The sequence below is a fragment of the Burkholderia sp. CpTa8-5 genome, from assembly GCF_017815045.1.
GTDB classification, from domain to species: domain Bacteria; phylum Pseudomonadota; class Gammaproteobacteria; order Burkholderiales; family Burkholderiaceae; genus Burkholderia; species Burkholderia sola.
The window spans coordinates 65051-90700 of record NZ_JAGIQD010000018.1 but is presented as its reverse complement, the minus strand read 5'-3'; the positions used below and the strand labels follow the sequence as shown (position 1 = coordinate 90700).

23 protein-coding genes are annotated in these 25650 nt (G+C 68.6%); 9 read left to right on the top strand and 14 right to left on the bottom strand.

Annotated elements, in window-relative coordinates:
• Window position 1: 1 nt before the first annotated feature.
• Window positions 2-1636 (bottom strand): sulfatase, encoded by a 1635-nt coding sequence (locus J8I35_RS24425; RefSeq protein ID WP_209927384.1) that lies wholly within the window; start codon window positions 1634-1636, stop codon window positions 2-4.
• A 403-nt stretch (window positions 1637-2039) separates the two neighbouring features.
• Between J8I35_RS24425 and J8I35_RS24420 the strand changes: the two genes are divergently transcribed.
• Entirely contained in the window at window positions 2040-2888 is an 849-nt protein-coding gene (locus J8I35_RS24420) for a LysR substrate-binding domain-containing protein (RefSeq protein WP_012328224.1), read from the top strand.
• Between the two features lie 171 nt (window positions 2889-3059).
• Entirely contained in the window at window positions 3060-3344 is a 285-nt protein-coding gene (locus J8I35_RS24415; RefSeq protein ID WP_124557386.1) for a DUF4148 domain-containing protein, read from the top strand.
• Window positions 3345-3381: 37 nt separating this feature from the next.
• Here the strand turns inward: J8I35_RS24415 and J8I35_RS24410 are convergent, their stop codons facing one another.
• Window positions 3382-4299 (bottom strand): 3-hydroxyacyl-CoA dehydrogenase NAD-binding domain-containing protein, encoded by a 918-nt coding sequence (locus J8I35_RS24410; RefSeq protein ID WP_124557385.1) that lies wholly within the window; start codon window positions 4297-4299, stop codon window positions 3382-3384.
• Window positions 4300-4546: 247 nt separating this feature from the next.
• On the opposite strand from J8I35_RS24410, the gene J8I35_RS24405 reads away from it, so the two are divergent.
• Window positions 4547-4987 carry an Hsp20/alpha crystallin family protein gene (locus J8I35_RS24405; RefSeq protein ID WP_124557384.1) on the top strand — a complete coding sequence of 147 codons (441 nt, stop codon included), beginning with the start codon at window positions 4547-4549 and terminating at the stop codon, window positions 4985-4987.
• A gap of 16 nt (window positions 4988-5003) precedes the next feature.
• Window positions 5004-5414: an Hsp20/alpha crystallin family protein gene (locus J8I35_RS24400; RefSeq protein ID WP_124557383.1), complete on the top strand. Its 411-nt coding sequence runs from the start codon at window positions 5004-5006 to the stop codon at window positions 5412-5414.
• A 112-nt stretch (window positions 5415-5526) separates the two neighbouring features.
• Here J8I35_RS24400 and J8I35_RS24395 read toward each other — a convergent pair whose 3' ends face one another.
• Both J8I35_RS24395 and J8I35_RS24390 read right to left on the bottom strand, forming a co-directional pair.
• Complete coding sequence (locus J8I35_RS24395) at window positions 5527-5829, bottom strand: zf-TFIIB domain-containing protein (protein WP_124557382.1); 303 nt, start codon at window positions 5827-5829, stop codon at window positions 5527-5529.
• A 90-nt stretch (window positions 5830-5919) separates the two neighbouring features.
• A complete protein-coding gene (locus J8I35_RS24390) occupies window positions 5920-6675 on the bottom strand; it encodes a TerC family protein (RefSeq protein WP_089488311.1) in 756 nt (251 codons plus the stop codon).
• A 110-nt stretch (window positions 6676-6785) separates the two neighbouring features.
• Between J8I35_RS24390 and J8I35_RS24385 the strand changes: the two genes are divergently transcribed.
• Both J8I35_RS24385 and J8I35_RS24380 read left to right on the top strand, forming a co-directional pair.
• Window positions 6786-7679: a LysR family transcriptional regulator gene (locus J8I35_RS24385; RefSeq protein WP_124629994.1), complete on the top strand. Its 894-nt coding sequence runs from the start codon at window positions 6786-6788 to the stop codon at window positions 7677-7679.
• A 115-nt stretch (window positions 7680-7794) separates the two neighbouring features.
• Entirely contained in the window at window positions 7795-8958 is a 1164-nt protein-coding gene (locus tag J8I35_RS24380) for a DUF2242 domain-containing protein (protein WP_209927383.1), read from the top strand.
• Between the two features lie 251 nt (window positions 8959-9209).
• On the opposite strand, the gene J8I35_RS24375 is transcribed toward J8I35_RS24380, so the two are convergent.
• A complete protein-coding gene (locus J8I35_RS24375) occupies window positions 9210-10130 on the bottom strand; it encodes a pyridoxal-phosphate dependent enzyme (RefSeq protein WP_124557253.1) in 921 nt (306 codons plus the stop codon).
• A gap of 161 nt (window positions 10131-10291) precedes the next feature.
• Here J8I35_RS24375 and J8I35_RS24370 point away from each other — a divergent pair, with 161 nt between their 5' ends.
• Both J8I35_RS24370 and J8I35_RS24365 read left to right on the top strand, forming a co-directional pair.
• Window positions 10292-11203 carry a LysR family transcriptional regulator gene (locus J8I35_RS24370; RefSeq protein WP_050015155.1) on the top strand — a complete coding sequence of 304 codons (912 nt, stop codon included), beginning with the start codon at window positions 10292-10294 and terminating at the stop codon, window positions 11201-11203.
• A gap of 492 nt (window positions 11204-11695) precedes the next feature.
• The gene (locus J8I35_RS24365) at window positions 11696-12901 is read left to right on the top strand and encodes an MFS transporter (protein WP_124557252.1); all 1206 of its coding nucleotides are present in this window, start codon (window positions 11696-11698) and stop codon (window positions 12899-12901) included.
• A 104-nt stretch (window positions 12902-13005) separates the two neighbouring features.
• Here the strand turns inward: J8I35_RS24365 and J8I35_RS24360 are convergent, their stop codons facing one another.
• From J8I35_RS24360 to J8I35_RS24350, 3 genes are read right to left on the bottom strand one after another with little or no spacing between them, the layout of a single operon-like run.
• Window positions 13006-14028 carry a histone deacetylase family protein gene (locus tag J8I35_RS24360; RefSeq protein ID WP_209927382.1) on the bottom strand — a complete coding sequence of 341 codons (1023 nt, stop codon included), beginning with the start codon at window positions 14026-14028 and terminating at the stop codon, window positions 13006-13008.
• 24 nt (window positions 14029-14052) lie between these two features.
• Window positions 14053-15324 carry a Zn-dependent hydrolase gene (locus J8I35_RS24355; protein WP_209927380.1) on the bottom strand — a complete coding sequence of 424 codons (1272 nt, stop codon included), beginning with the start codon at window positions 15322-15324 and terminating at the stop codon, window positions 14053-14055.
• A gap of 31 nt (window positions 15325-15355) precedes the next feature.
• Window positions 15356-16666 carry an MFS transporter gene (locus J8I35_RS24350; RefSeq protein ID WP_050015149.1) on the bottom strand — a complete coding sequence of 437 codons (1311 nt, stop codon included), beginning with the start codon at window positions 16664-16666 and terminating at the stop codon, window positions 15356-15358.
• Between the two features lie 188 nt (window positions 16667-16854).
• On the opposite strand from J8I35_RS24350, the gene J8I35_RS24345 reads away from it, so the two are divergent.
• Window positions 16855-17811, top strand: a complete 957-nt coding sequence (locus J8I35_RS24345; protein ID WP_050015147.1) for a LysR family transcriptional regulator — start codon at window positions 16855-16857, stop codon at window positions 17809-17811.
• Window positions 17812-17934: 123 nt separating this feature from the next.
• On the opposite strand, the gene J8I35_RS24340 is transcribed toward J8I35_RS24345, so the two are convergent.
• From J8I35_RS24340 to J8I35_RS24315, 6 genes are all read right to left on the bottom strand, one after another.
• Complete coding sequence (locus tag J8I35_RS24340) at window positions 17935-18993, bottom strand: porin (protein WP_124655100.1); 1059 nt, start codon at window positions 18991-18993, stop codon at window positions 17935-17937.
• A 182-nt stretch (window positions 18994-19175) separates the two neighbouring features.
• Window positions 19176-20600 carry a cytosine permease gene (locus J8I35_RS24335; protein WP_050015144.1) on the bottom strand — a complete coding sequence of 475 codons (1425 nt, stop codon included), beginning with the start codon at window positions 20598-20600 and terminating at the stop codon, window positions 19176-19178.
• Between the two features lie 425 nt (window positions 20601-21025).
• On the bottom strand, window positions 21026-21655 hold the full coding sequence (locus J8I35_RS24330; RefSeq protein ID WP_050015142.1) for an NAD(P)H-binding protein: 630 nt from the start codon (window positions 21653-21655) through the stop codon (window positions 21026-21028).
• A 242-nt stretch (window positions 21656-21897) separates the two neighbouring features.
• Window positions 21898-23289: a dihydrolipoyl dehydrogenase gene (lpdA, locus tag J8I35_RS24325; RefSeq protein WP_209927378.1), complete on the bottom strand. Its 1392-nt coding sequence runs from the start codon at window positions 23287-23289 to the stop codon at window positions 21898-21900.
• 4 nt (window positions 23290-23293) lie between these two features.
• A complete protein-coding gene (locus J8I35_RS24320) occupies window positions 23294-24607 on the bottom strand; it encodes a dihydrolipoamide acetyltransferase family protein (RefSeq protein ID WP_209927376.1) in 1314 nt (437 codons plus the stop codon).
• Window position 24608: 1 nt separating this feature from the next.
• A complete protein-coding gene (locus tag J8I35_RS24315) occupies window positions 24609-25649 on the bottom strand; it encodes an alpha-ketoacid dehydrogenase subunit beta (RefSeq protein ID WP_050015137.1) in 1041 nt (346 codons plus the stop codon).
• Between the last annotated feature and the right edge of the window lies 1 nt (window position 25650).

The window sequence follows — 25650 nt, the reverse complement described above, 5'->3', positions numbered from 1 at the left end:
GTCAGCCGCCTGCGGTGGATTGATCGTGTTGCCGACGCGATGTCGTGGCACCCGTTGCCGCCAGACGCATTGCCGTTGCCTGCCTCGCAAACGCGCGCCGCAGTACCTCGGCCCGTCCCGCATGGGCAGTCGCGAGCAGATGTTCGTCGGCAAGGACTCCTTCGGACGGCAGCCCAATCCGTTCATATTGCTCGGCCGGCGCATCGCTTTGCACCATCAGATCGCGGAGCAGCACGGCCATGCGGCGCTCGACGTCGGCATCGGCGATCGGGTTCGCCTGAGCAGGATCCGACGCGAGATCGAAGAGCAGCGTGCCGGCTCGGTACGAATAACCCAGCGGCCGCGCCGCGATTTTCATCGTGCGCACGCCCTTCGTGAACGAGAACGGCTCGGCAAGCTGAATGTCCGCCAGTTCGTCGATGCCGAACATTTCCTTCATGTGCATCGGCATCAACGTGTACTCGTATATCGGTGCCAGGTTGTCCGGGTCGGGCCCCGAACGCATGTACACGTATCGACCGTCGGTCACATTGACGTGCTCGCCGTGCATGCCGAACAGCGCCGCCGTGCGGACCGGCGCATCGCAACGAACCGCTTCCCGAAGCGACACGCCCTGCATGTCCGGTGTCGGCGCGATACCGAAGAAATCGAGGATCGTCGGCGCCAGATCGATCGTCTGTACCAACGCATTGCGACGCACGCCCGCTCGAGCGCTGCGCGGATCCCAGATGAACAGCGGGGTATTCGCCAGTTCATTGAACCAGGGCTGGGCCGTTTTTGCCCACCAGCCGTGTTCGCCGAGCATGAACCCGTGATCGGTGCACACGATCAGCATCGTGTCCTTCCATAGATCGAGTTCGTCCATCAGGTCCAGCACCCGGCCGAGGGAGTGATCGCACATCGACACGAGCGCCGCATATTCCGCACGGACGTGAAGGATTTCGTCGTCGGTGTCGTCCTCGCAGAGAGGGCCGTATGACGGCCAGTCGAAATGGGGCCCGCGATACTCGTGTGCATAGAGTTCCCTGTAGCGCGGATAGCTGACGAACGGTTCGTGCGGGTCGAACGTTTCGATCTGCAGGAACCAGGACCCGGCGTCGTGGTTCTTGCGGATGAAGTGTTCCCCCGCATCGAACGTCAGCGTCTGGGGATGAAGATCTTCCGTCGGGAAATATTGCCGGTTGACCCAGTCCTGCCGCGCCGCCTTCGGCTTGGACGCGCCTTTCATCGGAAACGGGCGCGGTGGATCGCGTACCTCGCCCTTCCACGGATCGCCCTCCTGGCCGCGGAAAAACTCCCAGCTGTCGTAGCGTGTGTGATAAGTCGATCCGCCGTCTTCCCAGTAATGCCGATGATCGCTGGCAAGATGGGTATAGATGCCGTTACGGCTGAGCATGTCGGGCATCGAATCGTCGAACGGTTCGAGCGGCCCCCAACTGCGATGCAGGAAATTGTGGCGTCCCGTGTGCAGTTCCCGGCGCGCCGGGATGCACGCCATGCTGCCGACGTAGCAGTTGTCGAACGTCGCGCTGCGCTTCGCGAGGCGCTCGAAGTTGGGGGCCTTGATCCAGTCGCAGCCATAGGGCGGCAGCATGCGCCGGTTGAGGCTGTCATACATGACGACGATCGCTTTCATGATGTCTCCGTTCTTTCAGCGCGCGTGCGCCGACACGTTCGCTATCGCGTCGATACCGACGTGCTCCGCTGCCTGCCCCCCACGTTCGAGCGGCGGTTCGCCGATCGTAAAGACAGGTTTCCGTAACACGAGCGTTACCTCGCGCACCATTAATTATCCAGTAGGATAATTTATCGCACAGGGCGACAAAGGTCGTCAAGCGACAATGCCCGGATCAGGGAGAGGCGAATGTTTACCGCGTATTCGGGATGGCACCGGCGATCAATTGCGGGCGCAATCGATCCGGCGACGTGCGCCATCGTGCGCAACGTCGACCATGCTGCACGTGCTTGATACCCCATATTGCAAGGAGCCCGCGCATGCGCAACACTTCCCTACGATTACACGAAAGATAGGTTCAGCAATGCGTCCGTTACCGCCCGAGCTGCTGCGCAGCTTCGTCGCCGTCGCCCAGTCCGGCAGCTTCACCGCCGCGTCCGAGCGCGTGAACCTGTCGCAGTCGACTGTCAGCCAGCATATCCGCCGGCTCGAGGAGCTGCTCGACCGGCCGCTGTTCGAGCGCGACACGCGCAACGTGCACCTGTCGCAGCACGGCGACGCGCTGTTCCGCTACGCGGTGCGCATCCTCGAACTGATGGACGAGGCCGTCACGTCGGTCTGCGGGCCGCCGCTGTCGGGCAAGGTGCGGCTCGCGATGTCGGAGGATTTCGCGTCGGCGCACCTGACGGCCGCGCTCGCGAGCTTCGTGCAGCGCAACCCGGACGTCGAGCTCGCGATCTCGACCGGGCTGTCGGGCGACCTGTTCGACGCGCTCGACGAGGGCCGGCACGATCTCGTGTTCGCGAAGCGCATCGCCGGCAGCCGGCGCGGCCGCGTGATCCGCAGCGAACCGCTGTACTGGTGCACCGGCCCCGATTCGCGCATCACCGGCCACGAGGCCGTGCTGCCGCTCGCGATGCATCCGGAGCCGAGCGTGTCGCGCCGCCGCGTGCTCGAATCGCTCGAGGCCGTCGGGCGGCCGTACCGGATCGCCGTCGTGAGCAGCAGCATCGCGGTGCTGCGGGCGGCCGCGAGCGCGGGGCTCGGCGTCAGCGCGTTCGCCGGCTACGTGATCCCGGCCGGGCTCGCGCGGCTCGATGCGGGGCTGCCGGAACTCGGCGAACTCGAATACGTGATCGATCGCCCGGCGGCCGCGTCGCGCTCGACGCTCGCGCTCGAAGCCACGCTGATCACGGCGGCGGCCGAGTTGTAACGGCACGGCGGGCACCGCACGCGGGCGCGGTCGCATCCAGCGGCACCTGACAGCTTTGCCCGGAACGCGTCATCGTCCGCGCAGCACCCGCTCGCGACAATGGGCCCCATCCGAACGCACCGCGCATCGCCGCGCGCGTCCGGTACCCCGTCCCCTTGATCGGAGCCCGCCATGAAGAACGTCCTGCGATTCGCCGTCGCGACCGCTGCAGCCGCCTTGCTGTCCCCCGCCTTTGCCCAGACCGACGCGTCGGCCCCCGCACAACAAGGCCTGACACGCGCGGAAGTCATCGACCAGCTCAAGCAGGCCTATCTCGACGGCGAACTGCCGACCAACGACGGCAACTACCCGCCGAACGCCGCGACCCGTGCGCGCAACCGCGAACTCGTGCAGGCCGTGAGCCCCACGTGGCTGGCTCACACGCCGCCCGCCAGCCAGGCGATGTCGCAGCAATGACCGGCGCCGCCACTGCGCTGGCGCGACCGGATGAGGATCAGGGCAGGAAGCTGCGGCGCCGCGCGTCGATCAGCTCGACGAGCAACCGGTCGCGCTCCGCCGCCAGTTCCTGCATCGAGCGCTCGCCCTGGATCGCGCGCAGCTCGTCGGTCAGCTTGCGATCGACTTCCGGATCGAACGACGGCGTGCCGAGGTCGTCCCACCAGCTCGTGATCGGCCCCGACAGGTGTTCGAGGAAATGCGCGATCCCGCCCGCGCCGCCGCCAAGGTGATAGGTCAGACACTGCCCCATTAGCCCCCAGCGCAGGCCGGGGCCCCACGCGACGGCCTTGTCCGCATCGGCGACGCTCACGACGCCTTCGCCGACGAGGTGATACACCTCGCGGAACAGCGCGGCCGCGAGCCGGTTGGCGACGTGGCCGGTCATCTCCTTGTTCAGCACGATCGTCTGCTTGCCGAGCGCATCGTAGAACTGCTTCACGCGCGCGATCACGTCCTGGCCGGTCGCGTCGCCGCCGACCAGCTCGACGAGCGGAATCAGGTGCGGCGGATTGAACGGATGCGCAATCAGGCAGCGCTCCGGATGCTTCGCGCACGCGGTCTGGATCTCGGACATCTTCAGGCCCGACGAGCTCGATGCGATCGGCACGTGCGCGGGCAGCACGTCGTCCATCTGGCGGTAAAGCGCGCGCTTCAGGTCGAGCCGCTCGGGGCCGTTCTCCTGCACGAAGTCGACGCCGTCCAGCGCGCGCACGAGATCGGCGTCGAACGACAGCCGCGCGGAAAGTTCGGCGGCCCGCTCGCCGAGGAAGGCGGCGAGCGCGTCGCGCAGCCGCGCGTCGGCTTGCGGCGCCGGGTCGGTCGCGACGACGTCGAAGCCTTGCGTCAGGTAGAAAGCGGCCCAGCTCGCGCCGATCACGCCGGCGCCGACGATCGCGATACGTCGAATGTCCATGGTTGTCCCGTGTGGTTGGTCTGCGGATATGTCGCGGCGATTGTCGCATCGAATCCCCTGCGCACGCGTCGACGCCGATTGCAAATTCCCTCTTGAAATGCGCGGCGGCGGCCACTAATTAAGCGTCGTCGGGCAGTGCCGCATGCAACGCACCGCCCCCGTTATCGACCCCGTGGAGCCACCCGTCGCGCCCGCCGCAGGCGTCGCGCCGTCACGTCTCCCGCGTTCCCTGTTCAGGAGGACCAACATGAGCGGTATCCATCACGGCTACGACTTGTTCGACGAATTCGCCCGCGTGCAGCGGCAGATGGCGAGCCTGCTCGGCGAACGGCCGTCCGGCATCCGTGCGGGGCGCGCCGGCGCGTTTCCCGCGCTCAACGTCGGCGCCACCGACGATGCGATCGAGATCGTCGCGTTCGCACCCGGCATGGCCGCGGCCGACTTCGACGTGTCGATCGACAAGGACCTGCTGACGATCAGCGGCGAGCGCAAACCGGCGCCGCGCACCGAAGGCGACGACGTGCGCACGTATGCGCAGGAGCGCTTTCACGGCGCGTTCCGCCGCGTGGTCGAACTGCCGCGCGACGCGGACCCCGAGCAGGTCAGCGCCCGCTACGAGAACGGCTGCCTGCTGATTCGCGTCGGTCGGCGCGAAGCATCGAAGCCGCGTGCGATCACCATTCAGTAATCTTCAGGATACCGACATGAACACGAACCCGACCCTGGCCGAACGCCACCCGAGCACCGTTCACGCTGCCGCCGCCGAAGCCGCGCGCCGGCCCGCGATCACCCCGTCCGTCGACATCGTCGAGGACGCGCGCGGCGTCATGCTGCGGGCCGACCTGCCCGGCGTGCCGCGCGAGAACCTCGACGTGAAGGTGCACGACACGACGCTGACGATCGAAGCCGCGACGCAACTCGACACGCCGGCCGACCTGCGCGTGCGACACGCGGAAGTGCGCGCGACGCGCTATGCACGGTCGTTCGTGCTGAGCGCCGATCTCGACACGTCGCGGATCGACGCGAACCTGCGCGACGGCGTGCTGACGCTGACGATCCCGCGCCGCGAGGAAACGCGCCCGCGCCGCATCGACGTGACGGCCGGCAATGCGTAAGGGTCGACGCGTGTGCTGACGCGACGCGCATGAAAATGCCCCGCTCCGGCGTGATGCCGGGCGGGGCTTTTTTGCATCGGGCCGTGCGCGCTCAAACGCACGGACTTCAGATTCAATCGAAATCGAACAGGTCGAACACCGACTTCTTGCGGCGCCGGCCGTCGTGCCGGTATCGATCGTCGTGCGAGCGGCCGTCGCGGCCCCAGCCGTCGTCGCGCTCGCGCGGCGCGTGCGCGTCGTGCTGCGCCGGCGCGGCGTCGCGGCGAGCCGGCGCGTCGCCGGTCTCGCGTGCGATCAGCTTGTCGAGCTCGCCGCGATCGAGCCACACGCCGCGGCAGGTCGGACAGTAGTCGATCTCGATCGACTGGCGCTCGGCCATCAGCAGGTCGGGCGTCTTGCAGACAGGACATTTCATCGCGTTTCTCCTTTCCGTGCGAATTTCATCCGGATTCCGTACGAGGCGCGCGAACCGGCCGCCGCGGCGGCCGGCATCCCGCGCGCCGGCTCAGTCGCGCGCCACGTGCGCCGCACGCTTCGCCTTCGCGCGCCGCGCCAGCATGTTCATGCCCTCGACGAACGCCGAGAACGCCATCGCCGCATAGATGTACCCCTTCGGCACGTGCGAACCGAACCCTTCGGCGATCAGCGTCATGCCGATCACGACCAGGAACGACAGCGCGAGCATCACGATCGTCGGGTTGCGGTCGATGAAACGCGCGAGCGGCTGCGCGGCGAACAGCATCACGCTCACGGCGACGATCACGGCGACGAACATGATCGGAACGTGCTCGGTCATGCCGATCGCGGTCACGATGCTGTCGATCGAGAACACGATGTCGAGCATCACGATCTGGCCGATCGCGGCCCACATCGTCAGGCCGGCCGCGCCGGCGGCGCCGCCCGCGCCGTCACCGTCGTGCGACACGTGGTGATGGATCTCGGTGGTCGCCTTCCACACGAGGAACAGGCCGCCCGACAGCAGGATCATGTCGCGCCACGAAAACGCATGATCGAACAGCGTGAACACGGGTTCGGTCAGGCTCGCGATCCACGCGACGCTACCGAGCAGCGCGAGGCGCATCACCAGCGCGAGCGCGATGCCGAGGCGCTGCGTGCGGGCGCGCTGCGCTTCGGGCAGCTTGTTGCTGAGGATGGAGATGAAGATCAGGTTGTCGATGCCGAGCACGACTTCCATCACGACGAGCGTCAGGAGCGCGGCCCAGACGGCGGGGTCGGTGGCAAGCGTCAGCAGGTAGTCCATGGGATGGGCCGATACGAAAGTGGAAAGCCCGATGATATGCCGCCCCGTACTTCGGAAAAATCAGCGAGAATCTGACTTTGAGTTCGGTTTTTTCGATATATCGCGCGCCGATGCTGAATTTTCGCCATCTGTACTATTTCTGGGTCGTCGTGAAGGAAGGCGGCTTCGCGCGCGCGGCCGGCCGGCTGGACATGGCCGTGCAGACGATCAGCGCGCAGGTGCGCGAGCTGGAGAAAGCGCTCGGCCACCAGTTGCTGCGCCCGGCCGGGCGCGGCGTCGCGATGACCGACGCCGGGCAGGCCGCCTTTGCGCGCGCGGAAATCATCTTCGAGATGGGCCGGCTAATCCCCGACGACGTGCGCGCGGCGGCCAGCCAGCCGACCGTGCGGCTCGCGGTCGGCCTCGCGGACGGCATCTCCAAGCTCGCCGCGCACGCAATCCTGGCCCCGGTGCTCGACACGCCCACGCTGCGGCTGCTGTGCCACGAAGGCGAGCACGACGCGCTGCTCGCGGAACTCGCGCTGCATCAGCTGGATCTCGTGCTGGCCGGCCAGGGTGCGCCGTCCGGGTCGAACCTGCGCGTGACGAGCGAGCGGCTCGTCGCGTCGCCGGTCGACTGGTACGGGCCCGCGGCGCTCGTCACGCCGGCCGCGCGGCAGCGCTTTCCGCACTGCCTGGCCGAGCTGCCGGTGCTGCTGCCGACTGCGCATTCGGCATTGCGCGCGCGTCTCGACCTGTGGCTGGAAAGCGCGCGGATCGTGCCGCGCGTGGCCGGCGAGTTCGAGGACAGCGCGCTGATGGCCGTGTTCGCGGCGCGCGGCCTCGGCGTGTTTCCGCTGAGCGAACTGGGCGCGAACGATGCGTCGCTGCTGCGCGGGCTCAGGCGACTCGGGCGCGCGGGCGACGTGACCGAGGAGATCCACGCGATCCGCTCGCGGCGCGGCGAACATCATCCGCTGACGGCGCAATTGCTGGCCGCGGCGCGCGGCGCGCCGGCCGACTGAAGCGAGCGCGACACCAAACGAAACTATAATGTCGCCCCGGCCATACGAGATGTGCGCCGCATCAATCCGGGCACTCCCCTTGCGCCGCCTCTCGCCGAGCCTTCTGAAAGACGCCATGCACAACCGATTTCGCCTGTTTTCCGTTTCGTGCGCGCTCGCGGCCGCGGCCGTGCTGGCGGCATGCTCGTCGCCGCCCAAGCCGATCTACCAGCAGGAACAGTTCGACGCGACCAGCAGCCCGTATGCGCATACGTTCCACTCGAAATCCGACGCGGCCTGCGAGGCCGCCCGGCGCGCGCTGCTGAGCCAGGGCTACGTGGTGTCGTCGTCGCGCAACGACGCGGTCGACGGCAGCAAGAATTTCCAGCCGAGCAACGACATGCACGTCGTGATCGAGTTTCACGTCGTGTGCGCGGACGCGACGGCGGACGGCGCGTCGAGCATCGCGTACGTGAACGCGGTGCAGGACCGCTATACGCTGAAGAAATCGAATACGTCGGCCAGCGTGGGCTTGAGCGTGTTCGGCTCGCTGTCGCTGCCGATCGGGTCGAGCGACGACGCGCTCGTCAAGACCGCGAGCGAGACGATTCCCGCCGGCGTGTTCTATGAACGCTTCTTCACGCTCGTCGACCATTTCCTGAAGATCGACCCGGCGCGCCGCGACCGCGCGACCGTGAAGGCCGCGGAGAAGGAGCCCGTCGCGCCGCTGCCCGAGCCCGCGCCGACGCCGCAGGGCGAACCGATGAAGATGACGACGCCGGTCGTGCCGACGCCGCCCGCGGCGCCGGTGCCGCTGTCGGCGACGGGTGTCGCGCCGGGGTCGGGCGCGAATGCCGTGCCGGCCGCGGCATCGGCCGTCGCGGCGCCGACGGCGGCGTCCGGGCCGGTGCCGGCTTCGGGGGCGGCACCCGCGGCCGCTTCTGCGCCTGCGCCTGCGCCTGCTTCGGCTGCCGGCCCGGCGCCTGCATCGACCCCGGCTCCCGCTTCGTCTGCTGCGCCAGCTTCGGCGCCTAAGCCGGTTTCCGGTCCGGCAACCGCGCCGGCACCTTCGTCGACCTCCGGTTCGACGGCCGCGCCGGTTTCCCCGCCCCTGGCTCTGTCGGAGCCGGCAACAGCCGCGGCCACCGCTACGCCGTCGTCGTCCTCGGCCGCGCCTTCGTCAGCGGCATCCACGCCCGCATCGGCATCGGCGCCGTCAAGCGCATCGCCTGCGCCGGCTACCGCCAACCCCGTCGCATCGTCCACGCCGTCCGGCGCGAGCGCACCCATCGCGAATTGATCGCGCTCCCGTATCGTCGCGCCCGGCCGCATGCGGCGCGGCGCGACGACTCGCCCCCCTTCCGCAACGTTCCTGAAGTCGTTTCCGCCCATCCGGCCGTGCGCCGACCGCGCATGGTCGCGCGGGATTGACGGTAAGGCAACGTCGACGCGTGGCGGTTCGCCATGCACGCGCCAGACCCGCCGTCACCGCGCGCGACAATCGCAAGCAATCCGCCGTCTCGCGAGTGCGCTGCTCACCCGCGCACTCGCCTACCGCAACGTCGCGCGCAGCGTCTGCAGATCCTCGGCGGTCGTGGCCACCCCGCCGCAGACGATCACGGCGATGTCCGCGGCCGACGCGAGCACCGGCACCGGCCGCTCCAGCGCGGCCAGCGCCGCGCCGCACGCGGGCTCGACGACGATCCTGTGTTCGTCGAGAAACCGCAGCGACGCCGCCACCGCGTCGGCGTCGGACACGACGACCGGATGGATCGCGTGGCGTGTCGCCCATTCGACCGCCGCGTCGCACGGCCGCTTCGCGCCGAGCGTCGTCGCGATGCTCGAGATGGCCGCCAGTTCGACCGGACGCCCCTGCGCGACCGAGCGCGCATAGCAGTCGGCGCCTTCCGTCTCGGCCGCGACGACCGGCACGTCGTGCCAGCCGTTGCGCGCCAGCCCTTCCAGCACGCCGCACAGCAGACCGCCGCCGCCCACAGCAAGCACGACCGCGTCGGGCTTCGGGCCGGCCGCCGCCATCTCGTCGATCATCGTCGCGTGGCCTTGCCACAGCACGCGATCGTCGAACGGATGCACGAACGCGTCGTGCGCGTCGAGCGCCGACTGCGCGAACGCGTTCGCCTCGGCCCAGCTCGCGCCGTGCACGACGAGTTCCGCGCCTTCGACGCGGATCAACTCGCGCGCCCGCGCCGACGTGCTTTCCGGCACGACGACGCGCACCGGCACGCCGAGCTCGCGGCCGCAGTACGCGACCGCGATGCCCGCGTTGCCGCCCGACGACGACACGAATCGCCGCGCACCGGCGGCGTGCCGCGCCTCGCAGACGGCGCCGATGCCGCGCAGCTTGAACGAACCCGACGGCTGCAGCGCCTCGAGCTTCAGCCGGATGGTCGTGCCGAGCCGGCGGGATGCGATCGGCGAGCGGATATAAGGAGTCGGGATATGAAGCGGCATGGGACGGAACGCAATGAGGACGGAGGAAACGCACACGACGCGCAACGACGCGCATTCGGCAATGACGGTCATCGTACGGCAGGCCCGCCATGCTTTCCAATACCATCGAATGGCGTTTGCTATGCTTCACAGGCATATCCACACATCAGACCCGACACCGCATGCGCCAGATCGAACTGCGTCACCTGCGCTACTTCGTCGCCGTCGCCCAGGCCGGCAGCGTGATGGCCGGCGCCCGTGCGGCCGGCATCGTCCAACCCGCGCTGTCGCGACAGATCCGCGAACTCGAGGACGCGATCGGCACGCCGCTGCTGATTCGTCGCGCGACGGGCGTCACGCTCACGGCGGCCGGCACGAGCTTCCTGCACGATGCGACCGGCCTGCTCGCGATGCTGCAGGACAGCCGCGAGCGCGCGCTGCGCAGCGCGGCCGGCCAGCTCGGCGAACTGCGGCTCGGCGCGCTGCCGAACTGCCTGCCGCTGCCGGTGGTCGCGAACGTCCTCAAGGCGTTTCGCGATGCGTGCCCGGACGTGAAACTGTCGATCGCGCCGATGCTGTCGGCCGAACAGGCGAGCGCGCTGATGCGCGGCCAGCTCGACGCCGGGATCATGGCGTGGCGTCGCGAGGAAGCGCCGCACCTGACGGGCGTGCGGCTGCTGAGCGACCGCTTCGTGCTCGCGATGCCCGCGCCGCCGGGCGGCCGCTTCGTCGCGCCGCGCACGCTGGCCGACGTCGCGAACGAGCCGTTCGTCTGGTTCGATGCGCAGCGCTCCGCCGCGCACCACCGGTTCCTGATGACGCAGTGCGAGCAGGCCGGCTTCACGCCGCGCATCGCGCAGGTCGGCAGCGACATCCCGACGCTGATCGGCCTCGTCGCGGCCGGCATGGGCTGCGCGTTCGTGCCGGAAAGCGCGTCGCCGACCTGCCCGCGCACGGTCCGGCTCGTCGCGCTCGACGCGCTCGCGAGCCGCTTCGACATCGAGTTCGTGTTCGACGGCGCGGCGGCGGCCCCGTCGCCCGTCGTCGCGCGGTTTCTCGCGGCGGTCCGCGACGCGGCCGGCGAACCGGGCTGAACGTACGCCGGATGCCTCGCCGCGCGATCGGGCGATGCAACTTGCAGCGCCGGCCGCTGGACGGAATCGCCCTCCGCGATCTCGCCGTTTTCGCCGTTTTCGCTGTTTTTGAGCACTGAACGACGCCGCCGTGCCACCGAAAAATCTTTCAGAACGCCGACGGACGGCGTCACGACGCCGCTATTTTCAAATTGACACCAAAAACGGCCGTTTAACGCCGATTCGAATCGTCCTGGCCCGAAATATACTGCCCGCGCATCCAATTCCTCGTGCCAAAGAGAGGATGCGTTTCCGCCCCGGCCACGGACCCCCTGTGGTCGGGGCTTTTTTCCTGTTGCGCGTCGAGTCACGCCCCACACACGCCGCATTATTGACATGAAATCAAGATAATTTCGTCCGGATGCGGCTTTTTCCGCAAAAGTAATGCAGGCACACTTCGGGCTGTCCTCAATGGCTTCGTGCCGTTGTCCCCCGCTTACAGGAGCCCGCCGCGTGAACCCCACGACTTCCTCTCCGTCCCGTCCGGGCGGCAGCGCCGCGCTGCCGCTGCTGGCGCTCGCCGCCGGCGCGTTCGGCATCGGCACCACCGAGTTCTCGCCGATGGGCCTGCTGCCCGTGATCGCCGACGGCGTGCACGTGTCGATTCCGCAAGCCGGCATGCTGATCAGCGCATATGCGATCGGCGTGATGGTCGGCGCGCCGCTGATGACGCTGCTGCTCGCGCGCTGGTCGCGCCGCTCCGCGCTGATCGCGCTGATGTCGATCTTCACGATCGGCAACCTGCTGTCGGCCGCCGCACCGGACTACACGACGCTGCTGCTCGCCCGCCTCGTGACGAGCCTCAACCACGGCGCGTTCTTCGGGCTCGGCTCGGTGGTCGCGGCGAGCCTCGTGCCGCGCGACAAGCAGGCCAGCGCGGTCGCGACGATGTTCATGGGGCTGACGATCGCGAACGTCGGCGGCGTGCCGGCCGCGACTTGGCTCGGCCAGATGATCGGCTGGCGCATGTCGTTCGCGGCGACCGCGGGCCTCGGCCTGGTCGCGATCGCCGGCCTGTTCGCCGCGCTGCCGAAGGGCGAAGCCGGCAAGATGCCGGACCTGCGCGCCGAACTCTCCGTGCTCACGCGCCCGGTCGTGCTCGGCGCGCTCGCGACGACGGTGCTCGGCGCCGGCGCGATGTTCACGCTCTATACGTACGTCGCGCCAACGCTCGCCCACCTGACGGGCGCCACGCCCGGCTTCGTGACCGCGATGCTCGTGCTGATCGGCGTCGGCTTCTCGATCGGCAACATCGCGGGCGGGCGCCTCGCCGACCGCTCGCTCGACGGCACGCTGATCGGCTTCCTGTTGCTGCTGATCGCGACGATGGCCGCGTTCCCGCTGCTCGCCGCGACCCACGCGGGCGCCGCCGTCACGCTGCTGGTCTGGGGGATCGCGACGTTCGCGGTCGTGCCGCCGCTGCAGATGCGCGTGATGCGCGCGGCCCATGAAGCGCCGGGCCTCGCGTCGGCCGTCAACATCGGCGCGTTCAACCTCGGCAACGCGGTCGGCGCCGCCGCCGGCGGTGCGGCGATCTCGGCCGGGTTCGGCTACGCGGCGGTGCCGCTCGTCGGCGCGCTGATCGCCGCCGCCGGGCTCGCCCTCGTCATGCTGCAGGTCACGCAGCGCCGCCGCTCGCCGGCCACCGCGAATTCGTAAGCGCGGGGAAGCCCGGACTACCGGGAACCGTCCGCACGCATTTTTACGGCCGCGCCATGCGGCCGTTGTCGTTTCCGGCGCGCGGTCCGGTTCCGACGGCCCGATCAGCGTCCCGCGGCAAACCCGCCGAAGAACGCGCGCGCGTTCGCCTCGAGACTCTCGAGGTGATAGCCGCCTTCCTGCACGATCACCGTCGGCAACCCGAGCGCGCCGATCGCGCGGCCGAGCCGGCCGAACCCGTCGGTCGTGACCGCGACCTGCGATTGCGGATCGTCCTTGTAGATGTCGAAGCCGAGCGCGAGCACGAGCGCATCGGGCTGGAACCGCGCGAGCGCGCGCAGCGCGTCGTCGAGCCGCGCGAAGAACGTCGACTCCGGCGCGCCGTGCGGCATCGGCAGGTTGAGGTTGAAGCCGTCGCCGGCGCCCGCGCCCGTCTCTTCCTCGTAGCCCGCGACGACCGGGTAGAAGTTGGTCGGGTCGCCGTGAATCGATACGTACAGCACATCGTCGCGGCCGTAGAAAATCTCCTGCACGCCCTGCCCGTGATGCATGTCGGTATCGAGGATCGCGACGCGGCGATGGCGGCCGAGCAGCGCCTGCGCGGCGATCGCCGCATTGTTCAGGTAGCAGAAGCCGCCGGCCGCGTCGCGGCGCGCATGATGGCCGGGCGGCCGGCACAGCGCGTAGGCTTCGCGTGCGCCGTCGTTGACGTCGGCCGCCGCGGCCAGCGCGCCCTGCGCGGACCAGTACGCCGCGCGCCACGTGTTCGCGCCGACCGGGCAACTGCCGTCGGCGAGATAGCGCGCGGCTTTCGCGAGCACGCCGCGCAACGGGTTCGGATCGCGCACGAACACGTTCGACATCACTTCGTCGCCCCAGTCGTCGGGCATCTGCTTCCAGTCGCGGTGCGCGTCCTCGAGAAAGCGCAGGTAGTTCATGTCGTGCACGGCCGCGATCGGCGCGGTGCCGCGGTCGGTCGGCTCGCGCACGTCGAAGTCGAGCGACCGGACGGCCGCGACGAGCCGCGCCGCGCGCTCGGGCACTTCCTGCGGTTCGCGCATCTGGCCGCGCGACAGGTAGCTGCGCGGATGGTGCAGCAGTTGTTCGGGATGGAAATAGGTTTTCATCGTAGTCCTCGTCGATTAGCCGGATCAGGCGCCGTGCGCGGCGGCCGCCGCGTCGATGCGCGCCGCGATGCCCGCGCGCGCGAGCACCGCATGGAGCAGCACGTTCGCGCCGCGCGTCACGTCGTCGGGCAACGCATCCTCGGCTTCGTTGTGCGACAGGCCGTCGACGCACGGAATGAACACCATCGCGGTCGGGAAACGACGCGCGAGCAGGATCGCATCGTGGCCGGCGCCGCTCACGATCCGCTCGTGCGTGTAGCCGAACGCAGCCGCGGCCTGCGCCACCAGCCCCACGCAATCGCGATCGAACCGCGTCGCCGGGCTGCGCCAGCAGGTGTCGATCGCCACTTGCACGCCGCGCGCGGCGGCGATGCGGGCGCACGCCTCGCGCAGGTCGCGCTCCATCGCATCGACTTCGGCATCGTCGTGATGACGCAGGTCGACCGTGAACGTCAGCTCGCCGGCAATCGTGTTGCGCGATGCGTGGCGGATGCCGACCTGCCCGATCGTCGCGAGCCCGCGCGGTGCATAAGCGGCGACGATCCGTTCGAGTTCGAGCGCGATCTGCGCACTCGCGAAATACGCGTCCTTGCGATACGGCATCGGCGTCGTGCCGGCGTGCGCGGCCACGCCCGTCACCGTCACGTCGAGCCAGCGGATCGCCTGCCCGCCCGTGACGATGCCGATCGTCGTGCCGTTCGCCTCGAGCACGGGCCCTTGTTCGATATGCGCCTCGAAATACGCGTCGACCGCACCGCCCGCTGCGCGCGTGCCGCGATAGCCGCATGCGTCGAGCGCCGCACCGAGCGTGACACCGTCGGCGTCCCGCTTCGCGAGCGCGTCGTCGAGCGGCAGCGCGCCGGTGAACACGGCCGACCCGAGCATCGCCGGCGCGAAGCGCGCGCCTTCCTCGTTGGTCCACGACACGATCTCGAGCGGCTTGTCGGTCGCGATGCCCGCGTCGTTCAGCGTGCGCACGAGTTCGAGCGCGGCGAGCACGCCGTAGACGCCGTCGAAGCGGCCGCCTTCGGGCTGCGTGTCGAGATGGCTGCCGATCAGCACGGGAGCCGCCTGCGCATCGGCGCCGTCGCGACGCGCGAACAGGTTGCCGACCGCATCGACGCTCACCGTCAGCCCCGCGTCGCGGCACCATTGCGCGAACAGGTCGCGCCCGCGCCGGTCGTCATCGGTGAGCGCGACACGCCGCACGCCGCCGCGCGGCGTCGCGCCGACGCGCGCCATGTCGGCCAGGCTCTGCCACAGGCGGGCGCCGTCGATTTCCAGCAGGTCGTTCATTGGGATTCCGGATCGATTCGTTCGTTGAGGTTCAATGCGAGCCGAGCGCTTCGGCGGCGGCCGGCTGCGCGGCGCGGCGCGCGTCGAGCGCGACGATGCAGAGCAGCGAGATGCCGGCGAGACACGTGTAGAACACCGCGAGCGGCCACCACTGGCCCGTGAAGCGATGCGCGAGCCACGTGCCGACGAGCGGCGTCAGGCCGCCCGCGATCGCGCCGCAAATCTGGTAAGCGAGCGAGATCGCCGAATAGCGCACGTGGGCGGGAAACACGTCGCTGACGAAGCCCGCGATCACCGAATAGAAGCCGGCCATGCAGACGACGGCGAGCGCGATGCCGGCGATCAGCGACGCCGACGTGCCGCCCTGCACGAGCATGAACATCGGATACGGCGACAGCATCGCGAGCAGCGCCGCGAGCTTCAGGAAGCGTGCGCCGCCGATGCGCTCGGCGATCCACGCGGCGAGCGGCTGCGCGAAGAACTGGATGATCGCGACCGCGAACAGGCTGTCGAGGATCAGCGAGCGCGACACGCCGACGTACTGCGTCGTGTACGCAATCATGAACGTGTTCGTGAAATAGACGCCCGCGATGCCGATCGTGTTCGCGCCGATGCAGAGCAGCACGAGCCCCGACGCGGAACGGAACACTTCCGCGACCGGCAGCTTCACCGTGCGGTTCGCTTCCTTGACCCGCGCGAACTCCGGCGACTCGTTCACGCCGAGCCGGATCAGGATGCCGACCACGAGCAGCACCGAACTCGCGAGAAACGGCAGGCGCCAGCCCCACGCGAGGAAGTCGGCCTTGTCCATCGACGTGACCGCGCGGAATGCGATCAGCGACAGGATCAGCCCGGCCGGGCTGCCGAGCTGCGCGAACGATGCGAAAAACGTGCGGCGCCCCTGCGGCGCATGCTCGCCCGCCATCAGCACCGCGCCGCCCCATTCGCCGCCGACCGCGATCCCCTGCACGACCCGCAGCGCGACGAGCAGCACCGGCGCGAGGACGCCGACCTTCGAATAGGCGGGCAGCAGCCCGACGCAGACGGTCGCGACGCCCATCATCATCAACGTCGTCATCAGCGCCTTCTTTCGGCCGATGCGGTCGCCGAGATGGCCGAAGATCACGCCGCCGAGCGGACGCGCGAAGAAGCCGACCGCGAACGTCGCGAACGACGCCATCGTGCTGACGAACGGGTCGTGCGACGGGAAATAGAGTTCGCCGAACACGAGCGCGGCCGCGGTCGCGTAGATGTAGAAGTCGTACCACTCGATCATCGTGCCGATGAACGCGGCCGTCGCGGCGCGTGCCGGCTGGCGGGCGGAAGGAAGGGACTGAGTCATGCGGGCTCCTGACGCGCGCCGCGGCGGAGCGGCACGCACTATCGTGAGGACGGCCGTCTGTCGCGGCCTCGCGCCGCACGCTGCGGCGCCCCTCCTTTATCGGTGGCCGCAAATCATTAGTCAAATTTCAAGTTATTATTCTCTATATAAATTCAACTAATGCCTGCCGCCGCCTGCCCGGAGACCCGATGCGCCCCGACCTCGCCCCGTTCCTCAACGATCGCCTCGACTGGAACCTGCTGCGCACCTATCTGGTGATCATGCAGGAGCGCAGCGTGAGCCGCGCGGCCGCGCGCCTGCACGTCACGCAGCCGGCCGTGAGCCAGGCGCTGCGGCGGCTCGAGGAGACGCTCGAGCGCCGGCTGATCGAGCGGCGCGGCGCGCACTTCGCGCCGACGCCGGCCGGCGAAGCCGTGTACCGGATCGCGAGCGACATCTACGGCGGCATCTCGCGCCTCGAAACCGAAATCGACGACAGCACCGCCGACCTGACCGGCTCGATCCGGCTGCTGACGGTGAGCCGCATCGAATCGCCCGTCTACGACGAATTCCTCGCGGATTTCCATCGCGCGTATCCGCGTATCGATCTGCAGATCGAAGTGATGCGTTCGTCGGACATCCTGTCGTCGCTGCTGCAGAAGACGGCCACGGCCGGGCTCGGCCTGTGCCGCACGCCGCACGACAAGCTGGAGATGCGCTGCTTCCTGCGCCAGCGCTATGCGATCTACTGCGGCCGCCATCACCGGCTGTTCGGGCAGACGCAATTGCGGATGGACGATCTGCTCGCGGAGAATTTCGTGTCGTTCACGAGCGACCAGATCGGCGACAGCCTGTCGCCGCTCACCGTGTTTCGCGACCAGAAGGGCTTCACGGGGCGCATCGTCGCGTCGTCGCCGAGCCTCGACGAAGTGCGGCGGCTGATCTTCGCGGGCTATGGCATCGGCTGCCTGCCCGAGCACATCGTACGTGACGACATCGCGCAGCAACGGCTGTGGCGGTTGCCGCCCGACGATGGGCTCGTCGATGTCGACGTGTTCCTGCTGTGGCATCGCGACCGCAAGATGAATGCGGCGGAGCATGCGTTTCTCGACGCGATGGAGCGCTGCATGCAGCGCTACTCGCTCGCGGAGCGGCTGGGGAAATGATGACGCGGGTGCGCCCGGTGTACGCGCCCGGTGTACGCGCCCGGTGTACGCGCCCGGTGTACGCGCCCGGTGTACGCGCCCGGTGTACGCGCCGGGCACACGCGGCCCGGCGCATTGCGTGCGTCAGAAGCGATGCACGATGCCGAGTTGCACGCCGCGCGCATTCGCGCCCGGGTACGCGAGCGGCAGGCCGGGGTTCGCCGCGCCGGCAAGCGTGTAGTCGGCCTGGTTGCGGTTGCGCAGGTACGACAGCGCGCCGTAGAAGCTCGTGCGCTTCGACAGGTCGTACTCGTACATCAGTCCGAGCTGGTCCGCGTTATTGCGTTGCGACGACTGGTCGTGCAGGTACGCGTAGCCGAGCGCGATAGCGTTCGCCGGGTTGATCTGATATTTGACCGACAGCCCGTACACGCGCGAATCGATTCCGAGGTCGGCCCACTTCACCGCGGAGAACCCGCCATACACGGTGGCCTTGCCGATTGCGTACGATGCGCCGGCCATGATCGTGCGATCCGTCGTGGTCGCCGCGGCGTTCTTCAACCACTGGCCCGCGACGAATGCGCCGAACGGGCCGTGTTCGTAGGTCAGGTCGAACTGCCGGCTGGAGCCGGCCGAGCGCACGCCGCCCGCGTCGCCGAACCCGAAGTACAGCCCGCCCTGGAAACCGGCTATCTCCGGGCTCTGGTACGACAGCGTATTGCTCGTGCGGAATGCGAACACGGTCAGGTTGTCCATGCCGGAGGCCTGCGTGACGCCGCCGAACGCATCCTGCCCGCCCTGGTCGTTGAACAGCGGCGAATTCTGCCGGCCCGCGCGCACCTTGCCCCACTGCCCCGCGATGCCGACCCACGCCTGCCGGTTGAACATCGTGCCGGCGCTCGCGAGCGAGCCGTCGTTCGGGTTGAAGCCGTTTTCCAGCGCGAACTCGATCTTCTGGCCGCCGCCGATCTCTTCGCCGCCCTTCAGCCCGAACCGGCTGCCCCACTGGCCGCCCGAGTTGATCGCGGCCGTATAGCCGTTGCCCGTGTTCACGTATTGCGCGAATTCGTCGATCACGCCGTACAGCGTGACGCCGTCCTGCGCGAGCGCGGCGTCCGAACCGGCGACGCAAGCGGCCGCGACGGCCATCCGAAGACCGGCATGCACCGGTCGCGCCCAGGAACGATGTCCTCGTGCGTTCATTTTATTAGTCCTGCTATTCAATGAAAGGAGAATGGAACGACGCCAGGCACGATGGTCCACCATGCCGGCATCGCGGATAACGAAGAGGATGTGCGGTGCGGTTGCCGGTCGCGCCGGTTCGGCGCGTCGGGCCCCTCAGGCCGGCGGCAGACCGGCCCGACGAACGACGTGATACGTCGGTGTCAGACCTCGCCGCGTTCGAGCGGCAGGATCAGGCGTTCGGGAATGCTGCGTCGCGACGCGCGGGCGCCGACGTAATACAGCACGGCCGGCACGACGAGGCCGAGGATCCACGAGATGTCGGTGCCGCCGAGCGCATCGACGAGCGGCCCCGTGTAGATGTGCGTCGACATGAACGGCAGTTGCACCAGGATGCCGACCACGTAGATCGTGATCGCCATCACGTTCCAGCGACCGTAGCGGCCGTCGGGATCGGACAGCGCCGGCACGTCGTAGCGCGAACGCGTGAAGCAGTAGTAATCGACCAGGTTGATCGCGCTCCACGGCGTGAAGAACGCGAGCAGGAACAGGATGAACGCGGTGAATTCCTTCAGGAACGAATGACGGCCCGCGAGCGCGATCAGCGTCGATACGCAGATCATCCCGAAGATGTACACGAGGCGGCTCTTCGACGATACCGCGCCCTTGCCGCGAAAGCCGCTGACGATCGTCGCCATCGACATGAAGCTGCCGTACGCGTTGAGCGCAGTCACCGTGACCTTGCCGAACGCGATGCTGAAGTACAGCAGCGCGGCCACGGCGCCCGTCGAGCCGAGGCCGACGATGTACGACACCTCATGGTGCGCGAACTGGCTGCCGGCCAGCGCGGCCGCGAACACGCCGAACACCATCGCCGCCTGCGCGCCAATTACCGAACCGAGGCCGACCGCGAGAAACGTCGCCACCGACGACGTCGAACGCGGCAGGTAGCGCGAATAGTCGGCCACGTACGGGCCGAACGCGATCTGCCACGACGCGGACAGCGACATCGCGAGCAGGAAGCTCGCGAGCGAGAAATGCTTGTTCGCGAGCAGCGCGCCGACGTCGTGGTTCGCGAACAGCTGCGCGAACATGTAGACGAACGCGACGATGCCGACCACGCTCGCGATCCGGCCGACGAAGTGGATCGCGCGATAGCCGAACACGGTCAGCACGACGATCACGGCCGCGAACAGCAGGATGCCGGCCGCGTCGTCGACGTGCAGCAGTTGCGCGACGGCCTGCCCGGCCAGCACCGAGCCGCTCGCGGAAAAGCCGATGTACATCAGGCACACGAGCACGATCGGGATCATCGCGCCATACACGCCGAACTGCACGCGGCTCGAGATCATCTGCGGCAGCCCGAGCTGCGGCCCCTGCGCGCCGTGCAGCGCCATCACCGCGCCGCCGACGAGCTGGCCGAGCAGCAGCGCGACCAGCGACCAGAACACGTCGCCGCCGAGCACGACCGCGAGCGCGCCCGTGACGATGGCCGTGATCTGCATGTTCGCCGACAGCCACAGCGTGAACTGGCTCAGCAGGCCGCCGTGGCGCTCGGCGTCGGGAATGAAGTCGATCGAGCGTACCTCGATCAGTCCGCCGGCTTTTCCACTGGAATTCGTTGACACGGGTCAATCTCCAAAATACTCAGGACCACACAGGGTTTGAACAGGACGGGAAGCTGCGAGCCGCCCTTTCGGCTCGACGGATGCGGGGCGCCGTGGATCGCCGGCATGCGCCACGCACGCACGGTCTGCACGCTGGCGCGCAAGCGGCACGACGTGTGCCGACATTGCCAGCGGATGATCTTGTATATACAACTTGCGAGATATCGGTGATTACCCGGAATCAATCGATTTTCGAAATCGTCCGAGAGATCCGTGCACGTCCGGGCGATTTCGCCGCAAGTCTGGCGTTGGAAAAATGAAAGGTCAGGCGCTGGATGAAATGACTGCCGGGATGGACATCGTGCACGCCGCGCTCGCCGAGCAGTTCGGCACGCTCGACGGAAACGCAGACGAATGGCCGGACGGGCGCACCCGCCCGCGCCGTATCAGACCAGTTGGTCGGATGCGACGACCTGCACGCCCGGCCGTGCGTCGATCGCCGCGTCGAGCAACGCGCGCGCAATCCGCGACGCGGGATTCACGCGCCACTTCGCCGGCAGCACCGGCGCGGCGGCGCTCAGCGCGAACGCGAACAGCCGCTCGCCGAACCGGAACTCGTCGCGGCTGCCGCCGATCAGGCCCGGCCGCACGTAAGTGAGCGAATCGAACCCGACGCCGGCGAGCGCCTGCTCGACCTCGCCCTTCACGCGGTTGTAGAAGATGCGCGACGCAGCATCGGCGCCGAGTGCGGAATTCAGCACGTAGGTCGACGTGCCGTGCCGGTGCGCGAGCCGCGCGACCGCGAGCGGATAGTCGTGATCGACGCGCCGGAAGGCCGCCTGCGAGCCGGCGGCCCGCATCGTGGTGCCGAGCGTGCAGATCACGGCATCCGCGTGCCACCAATCGCCCGTGTCGGGCAGATGGTCGAAATCGACCTCCAGTGCGCGCATCTTCGGATGCGGCGTCAACGGCCGGCGCGCGAGGACGATCACCTGGTCGACCCGCGCATCGGCCAGCGCGACGTCGAGAACGTGGCGCCCGACGAGTCCGGTCGCGCCGACGAGCAGCAGTTTCATGTCTCGTGCTTCCGTGTGGAGCCTGCGTTGGCGGACCCGAAGCGGCCCGGTTTCCGGCTATCGACATGATCGTCGGCTGACGCGGCGCCGACAACCCTCCGCTCGTCTCGAAAAATTACGGCGCTGTCGGGTGCGGTCCCGCGCGACCGAATGTCGACTGAAACAACATGACGTTCATCAGACGCCGCAAGCGCCGCCGATACGTGCGTGACGTACCGGCGGCGCCCCGTCAGGCAATTGCGTCAGACATGCAGCGCATGTCCGAGCGCGCGCAACGCCGCTTCCTGCAGCGCCTCGCCGAGCGTCGGATGCGCGTGAATCGTGTCGCCGATGTCCTCCAGCCGCGCGCCCATCTCCAGCGACTGCGAGAACGCCGCGGCCAGCTCCGACACCCCGCGCCCGACCGCCTGCCAGCCGACGATCAGGTGATTGTCGCGCCGCGCGACGACGCGCACGAACCCGTCGGTCGCCTGCAACGTCATCGCCCGCCCGTTCGCGGCGAACGGGAACGACGCGCTCAGGCAATCGACGCCAGCCGTGTGTGCATCGTCCGGCGACCAGCCGGCCGTCACGATCTCGGGATCGGTGAAGCACACGGCCGGGATCGACGCGGGCGTGAATTCGCGACGCCGGCCCGCGATCAGCTCGGCCACCATCTCGCCTTGCGCCATCGCGCGATGCGCGAGCATCGGCTCGCCCGCGACGTCGCCGATCGCCCAGACATTGCGCATCGACGTGCGGCATTCGTCGTCGATCCGCAGCGCGCGGCCGTTGCGATCGAGCATCAGCGTCTCGAGCCCGAACCCGTCGACGCGCGGCCGACGGCCCACGGCGACCAGCACGCGGTCGGCCGGCAACGTCTGCTCGGCGCCATCGGCTGCCTGCACGCGCACCGCACCGTGCGCGTCCAGCCCGAGCACCTTGTGGCCGAGCCACAGCCGCACGCCGAGCCGCGCGAGCGAGTCGGCCACCGGCCGCACGAGTTCGGCATCGTACGCAGGCAGCACGCGCTCGGCCGCTTCGACGACGCTGACGTCGACGCCGAGCTTCCGATAGACGGTCCCGAGTTCGAGCCCGATATAGCCGGCCCCGACGACGACCAGCCGCTTCGGCAGCATCGCGGGCGACAGCGCGTCGGTGGACGACACGACGTGCCCGCCGAACGGCATCGACGGCAGCTCGACCGGTTCGGAACCGGTCGCGAGCAGCAGGTGTTCGCAACCGATCCGCACCGTATGGCCGCCGCCGACGACTTCGACGGTCTTGCCGTCGATCACGCGCGCTTCGCCGTGCAGCACGCGCACGCCGTTCTTCTTGAGCAGCGTGCCGACGCCGCGCGTCAGACGATCGACGATGCCATCCTTCCATGCGACGCTTCTCGCGATGTCGATCTCGGGCGTGCGCACGCGGATGCCGAGCGCGCCTTCGCCGGCATGACCGCACGCCTGTTCGAACGCGTCGGCCACGTGGATCAGCGCCTTCGACGGAATGCAGCCGATGTTCAGGCAGGTGCCGCCGAGCCGGTCGCGTTCGACGAGCACGGTCGGAATGCCGAGCTGGCCCGCGCGGATCGCGGCGACGTAGCCGCCCGGGCCGCCGCCGATGACGAGCAGTGTGGTGTGTTCGTTCTTCATCGGCTCACTCCACGAACAGCAGCGCCGGGCGTTCGAGCACCGCGCGCACGGCCTGGATGAATTCGGCCGCGTCCGCGCCGTCGACGACGCGATGATCGAACGACGACGACAGGTTCATCATCTTGCGCGCGACGATCGCGCCGTCGCGGATCATCGGCCGCTCGACGATCCGGTTCACGCCGACGATGCCCACTTCCGGATGATTGATCACGGGCGTCGACACGATGCCGCCGAGCGCGCCGAGGCTCGAGATCGTGATCGTCGATCCGCTCAGCTCGTCGCGGTGCGCGCGGTTCGCGCGCACCGCGTCGGCGAGCCGCGCGATTTCGGCGGAGATCGACCACACGTCGCGCGCTTCCGCATGACGCAGCACGGGCACCGTAAGGCCGCCGTCCGTCTGCGTCGCGACGCCCATGTGCACCGCGCCGTAGCGCGTGACGACGCCCGCTTCGTCGTCGAAGCGCGCGTTGATCTGCGGGAAGTCGCGCAGCGCGATCACCATCGCGCGGATCAGCAGCGGCAACGGCGTGAGCTTGCCGCGCGTGTCGCCGTGGCGGCGGTTCAGTTCCGTGCGCAACGATTCGAGTTCGGTCACGTCGATTTCCTCGACGTAGCTGAAGTGCGGAATGCGGCGCTTCGCTTCCTGCATCTTGCGCGCGATCGCGCGCCGCAAGCCGATCACCGGCACGTCGGTTTCGTCGTGGCGTTCGTTGTAACCGCGCGGTTGCGCCCCTCGCGCCGAACCGCCGCCGGTGCGCGCATACGCATCGAGATCCTCATGCAGGATCCGCCCGGCTTCGCCGGTGCCGCGCACGTAGCGCAACTCGATGCCCATGTCCCATGCACGCTGGCGCACGGCCGGCGACGCGAGCGGCCGTTCGCCCGGCGCAAGCGCCGCGCGCGGCTGCGCGGCCGGTTCGTCGCGGCGCGGTTTCGCCGGTGCGCGATGCGCGGCGGGCTGCACCGGCGGCTCGGCCGGCACGTCCGCCACCGGCTTCGCCGGCGCCGCCGCCGCGACCGGTGCGGTTGCTACCTTTGCTTCCCGCACCGGTGCCGCGGCCTTCAGGTTGCCGTCGCCTTCGACTTCCAGCCGAATCAGCTCGCTGCCGACCGCCATCATCTCGCCGATCCGGCCGCCCAGTTCGATCACCTTGCCCGTCACCGGCGACGGAATCTCGACCGCCGCCTTGTCGGTCATCACGTCGGCGAGCGGCTGGTCTTCGTTGATCGTCTGCCCGACTTCCACATGCCAGGCCACCAGCTCGACCTCGGCGATCCCTTCGCCGATATCCGGCATCTTGATGACATGAATCCCCATCTCACGCCTCCATCACGCGTCGCAACGCTTCACCGACCCGGGTGGGCCCCGGAAAGTACGCCCATTCCTGCGCATGCGGATACGGGGTGTCCCAGCCCGTCGTGCGCTCGACCGGCGCTTCGAGGTGGTAGAAGCAGTGTTCCTGGACCAGCGACACGAGCTCCGCGCCATAGCCGCAGGTGCGCGTCGCCTCGTGCACCACGACGCAACGCCCGGTCTTGCGCACCGACGCGACGACCGTGTCGAGATCGAGCGGCCACAGCGTGCGCAGATCGATCACTTCCGCGTCGATGCCCGTCTCCTCGGCCGCGGCGAGCGACACGTGCACCGTCGTGCCGTACGTCAGCACCGTCACGTCGTTGCCGGGCCGCACGACGGCGGCCGTATCGAGCGGCACCGTGTAGTAGCCTTCCGGCACCGCGCTCGCCGGATGCTTGAGCCACGACGTGACGGGCCGTTCGTGATGGCCGTCGAACGGCCCGTTGTACAGCCGTTTCGGTTCGAGGAAGATCACCGGATCGTCGTTCTCGATCGACGCGATCAGCAGCCCTTTCGCGTCGTACGGATTCGACGGCATCACCGTGCGCAGCCCGCACACCTGCGTAAACATCGCTTCCGGGCTCTGGCTGTGCGTCTGCCCGCCGTAGATGCCGCCGCCGCACGGCATCCGGATCGTCATCGGCGCGGTGAACTGGCCGGCCGAGCGATAGCGCAGCCGCGCGCCTTCCGACACGATCTGGTCGGATGCCGGGTAGAAATAGTCGGCGAACTGGATCTCGCAGACGGGCCGCAATCCGTACGCGCCCATCCCGACCGCCGCGCCGACGATCCCGCCTTCTGAGATCGGCGCATCGAACACGCGCGATTTCCCGTATTTGTTCTGCAGTCCTTCGGTACAGCGGAACACGCCGCCGAAATAGCCGACGTCCTGCCCGAACACGACCACATCGCTGTCGCGCCCGAGCATCACGTCCATCGCGGAGCGCAGCGCCTGGATCATCGTCATCGGCTGCGTGGCCGTCCCTGTCTCGTGTTGCGCCATG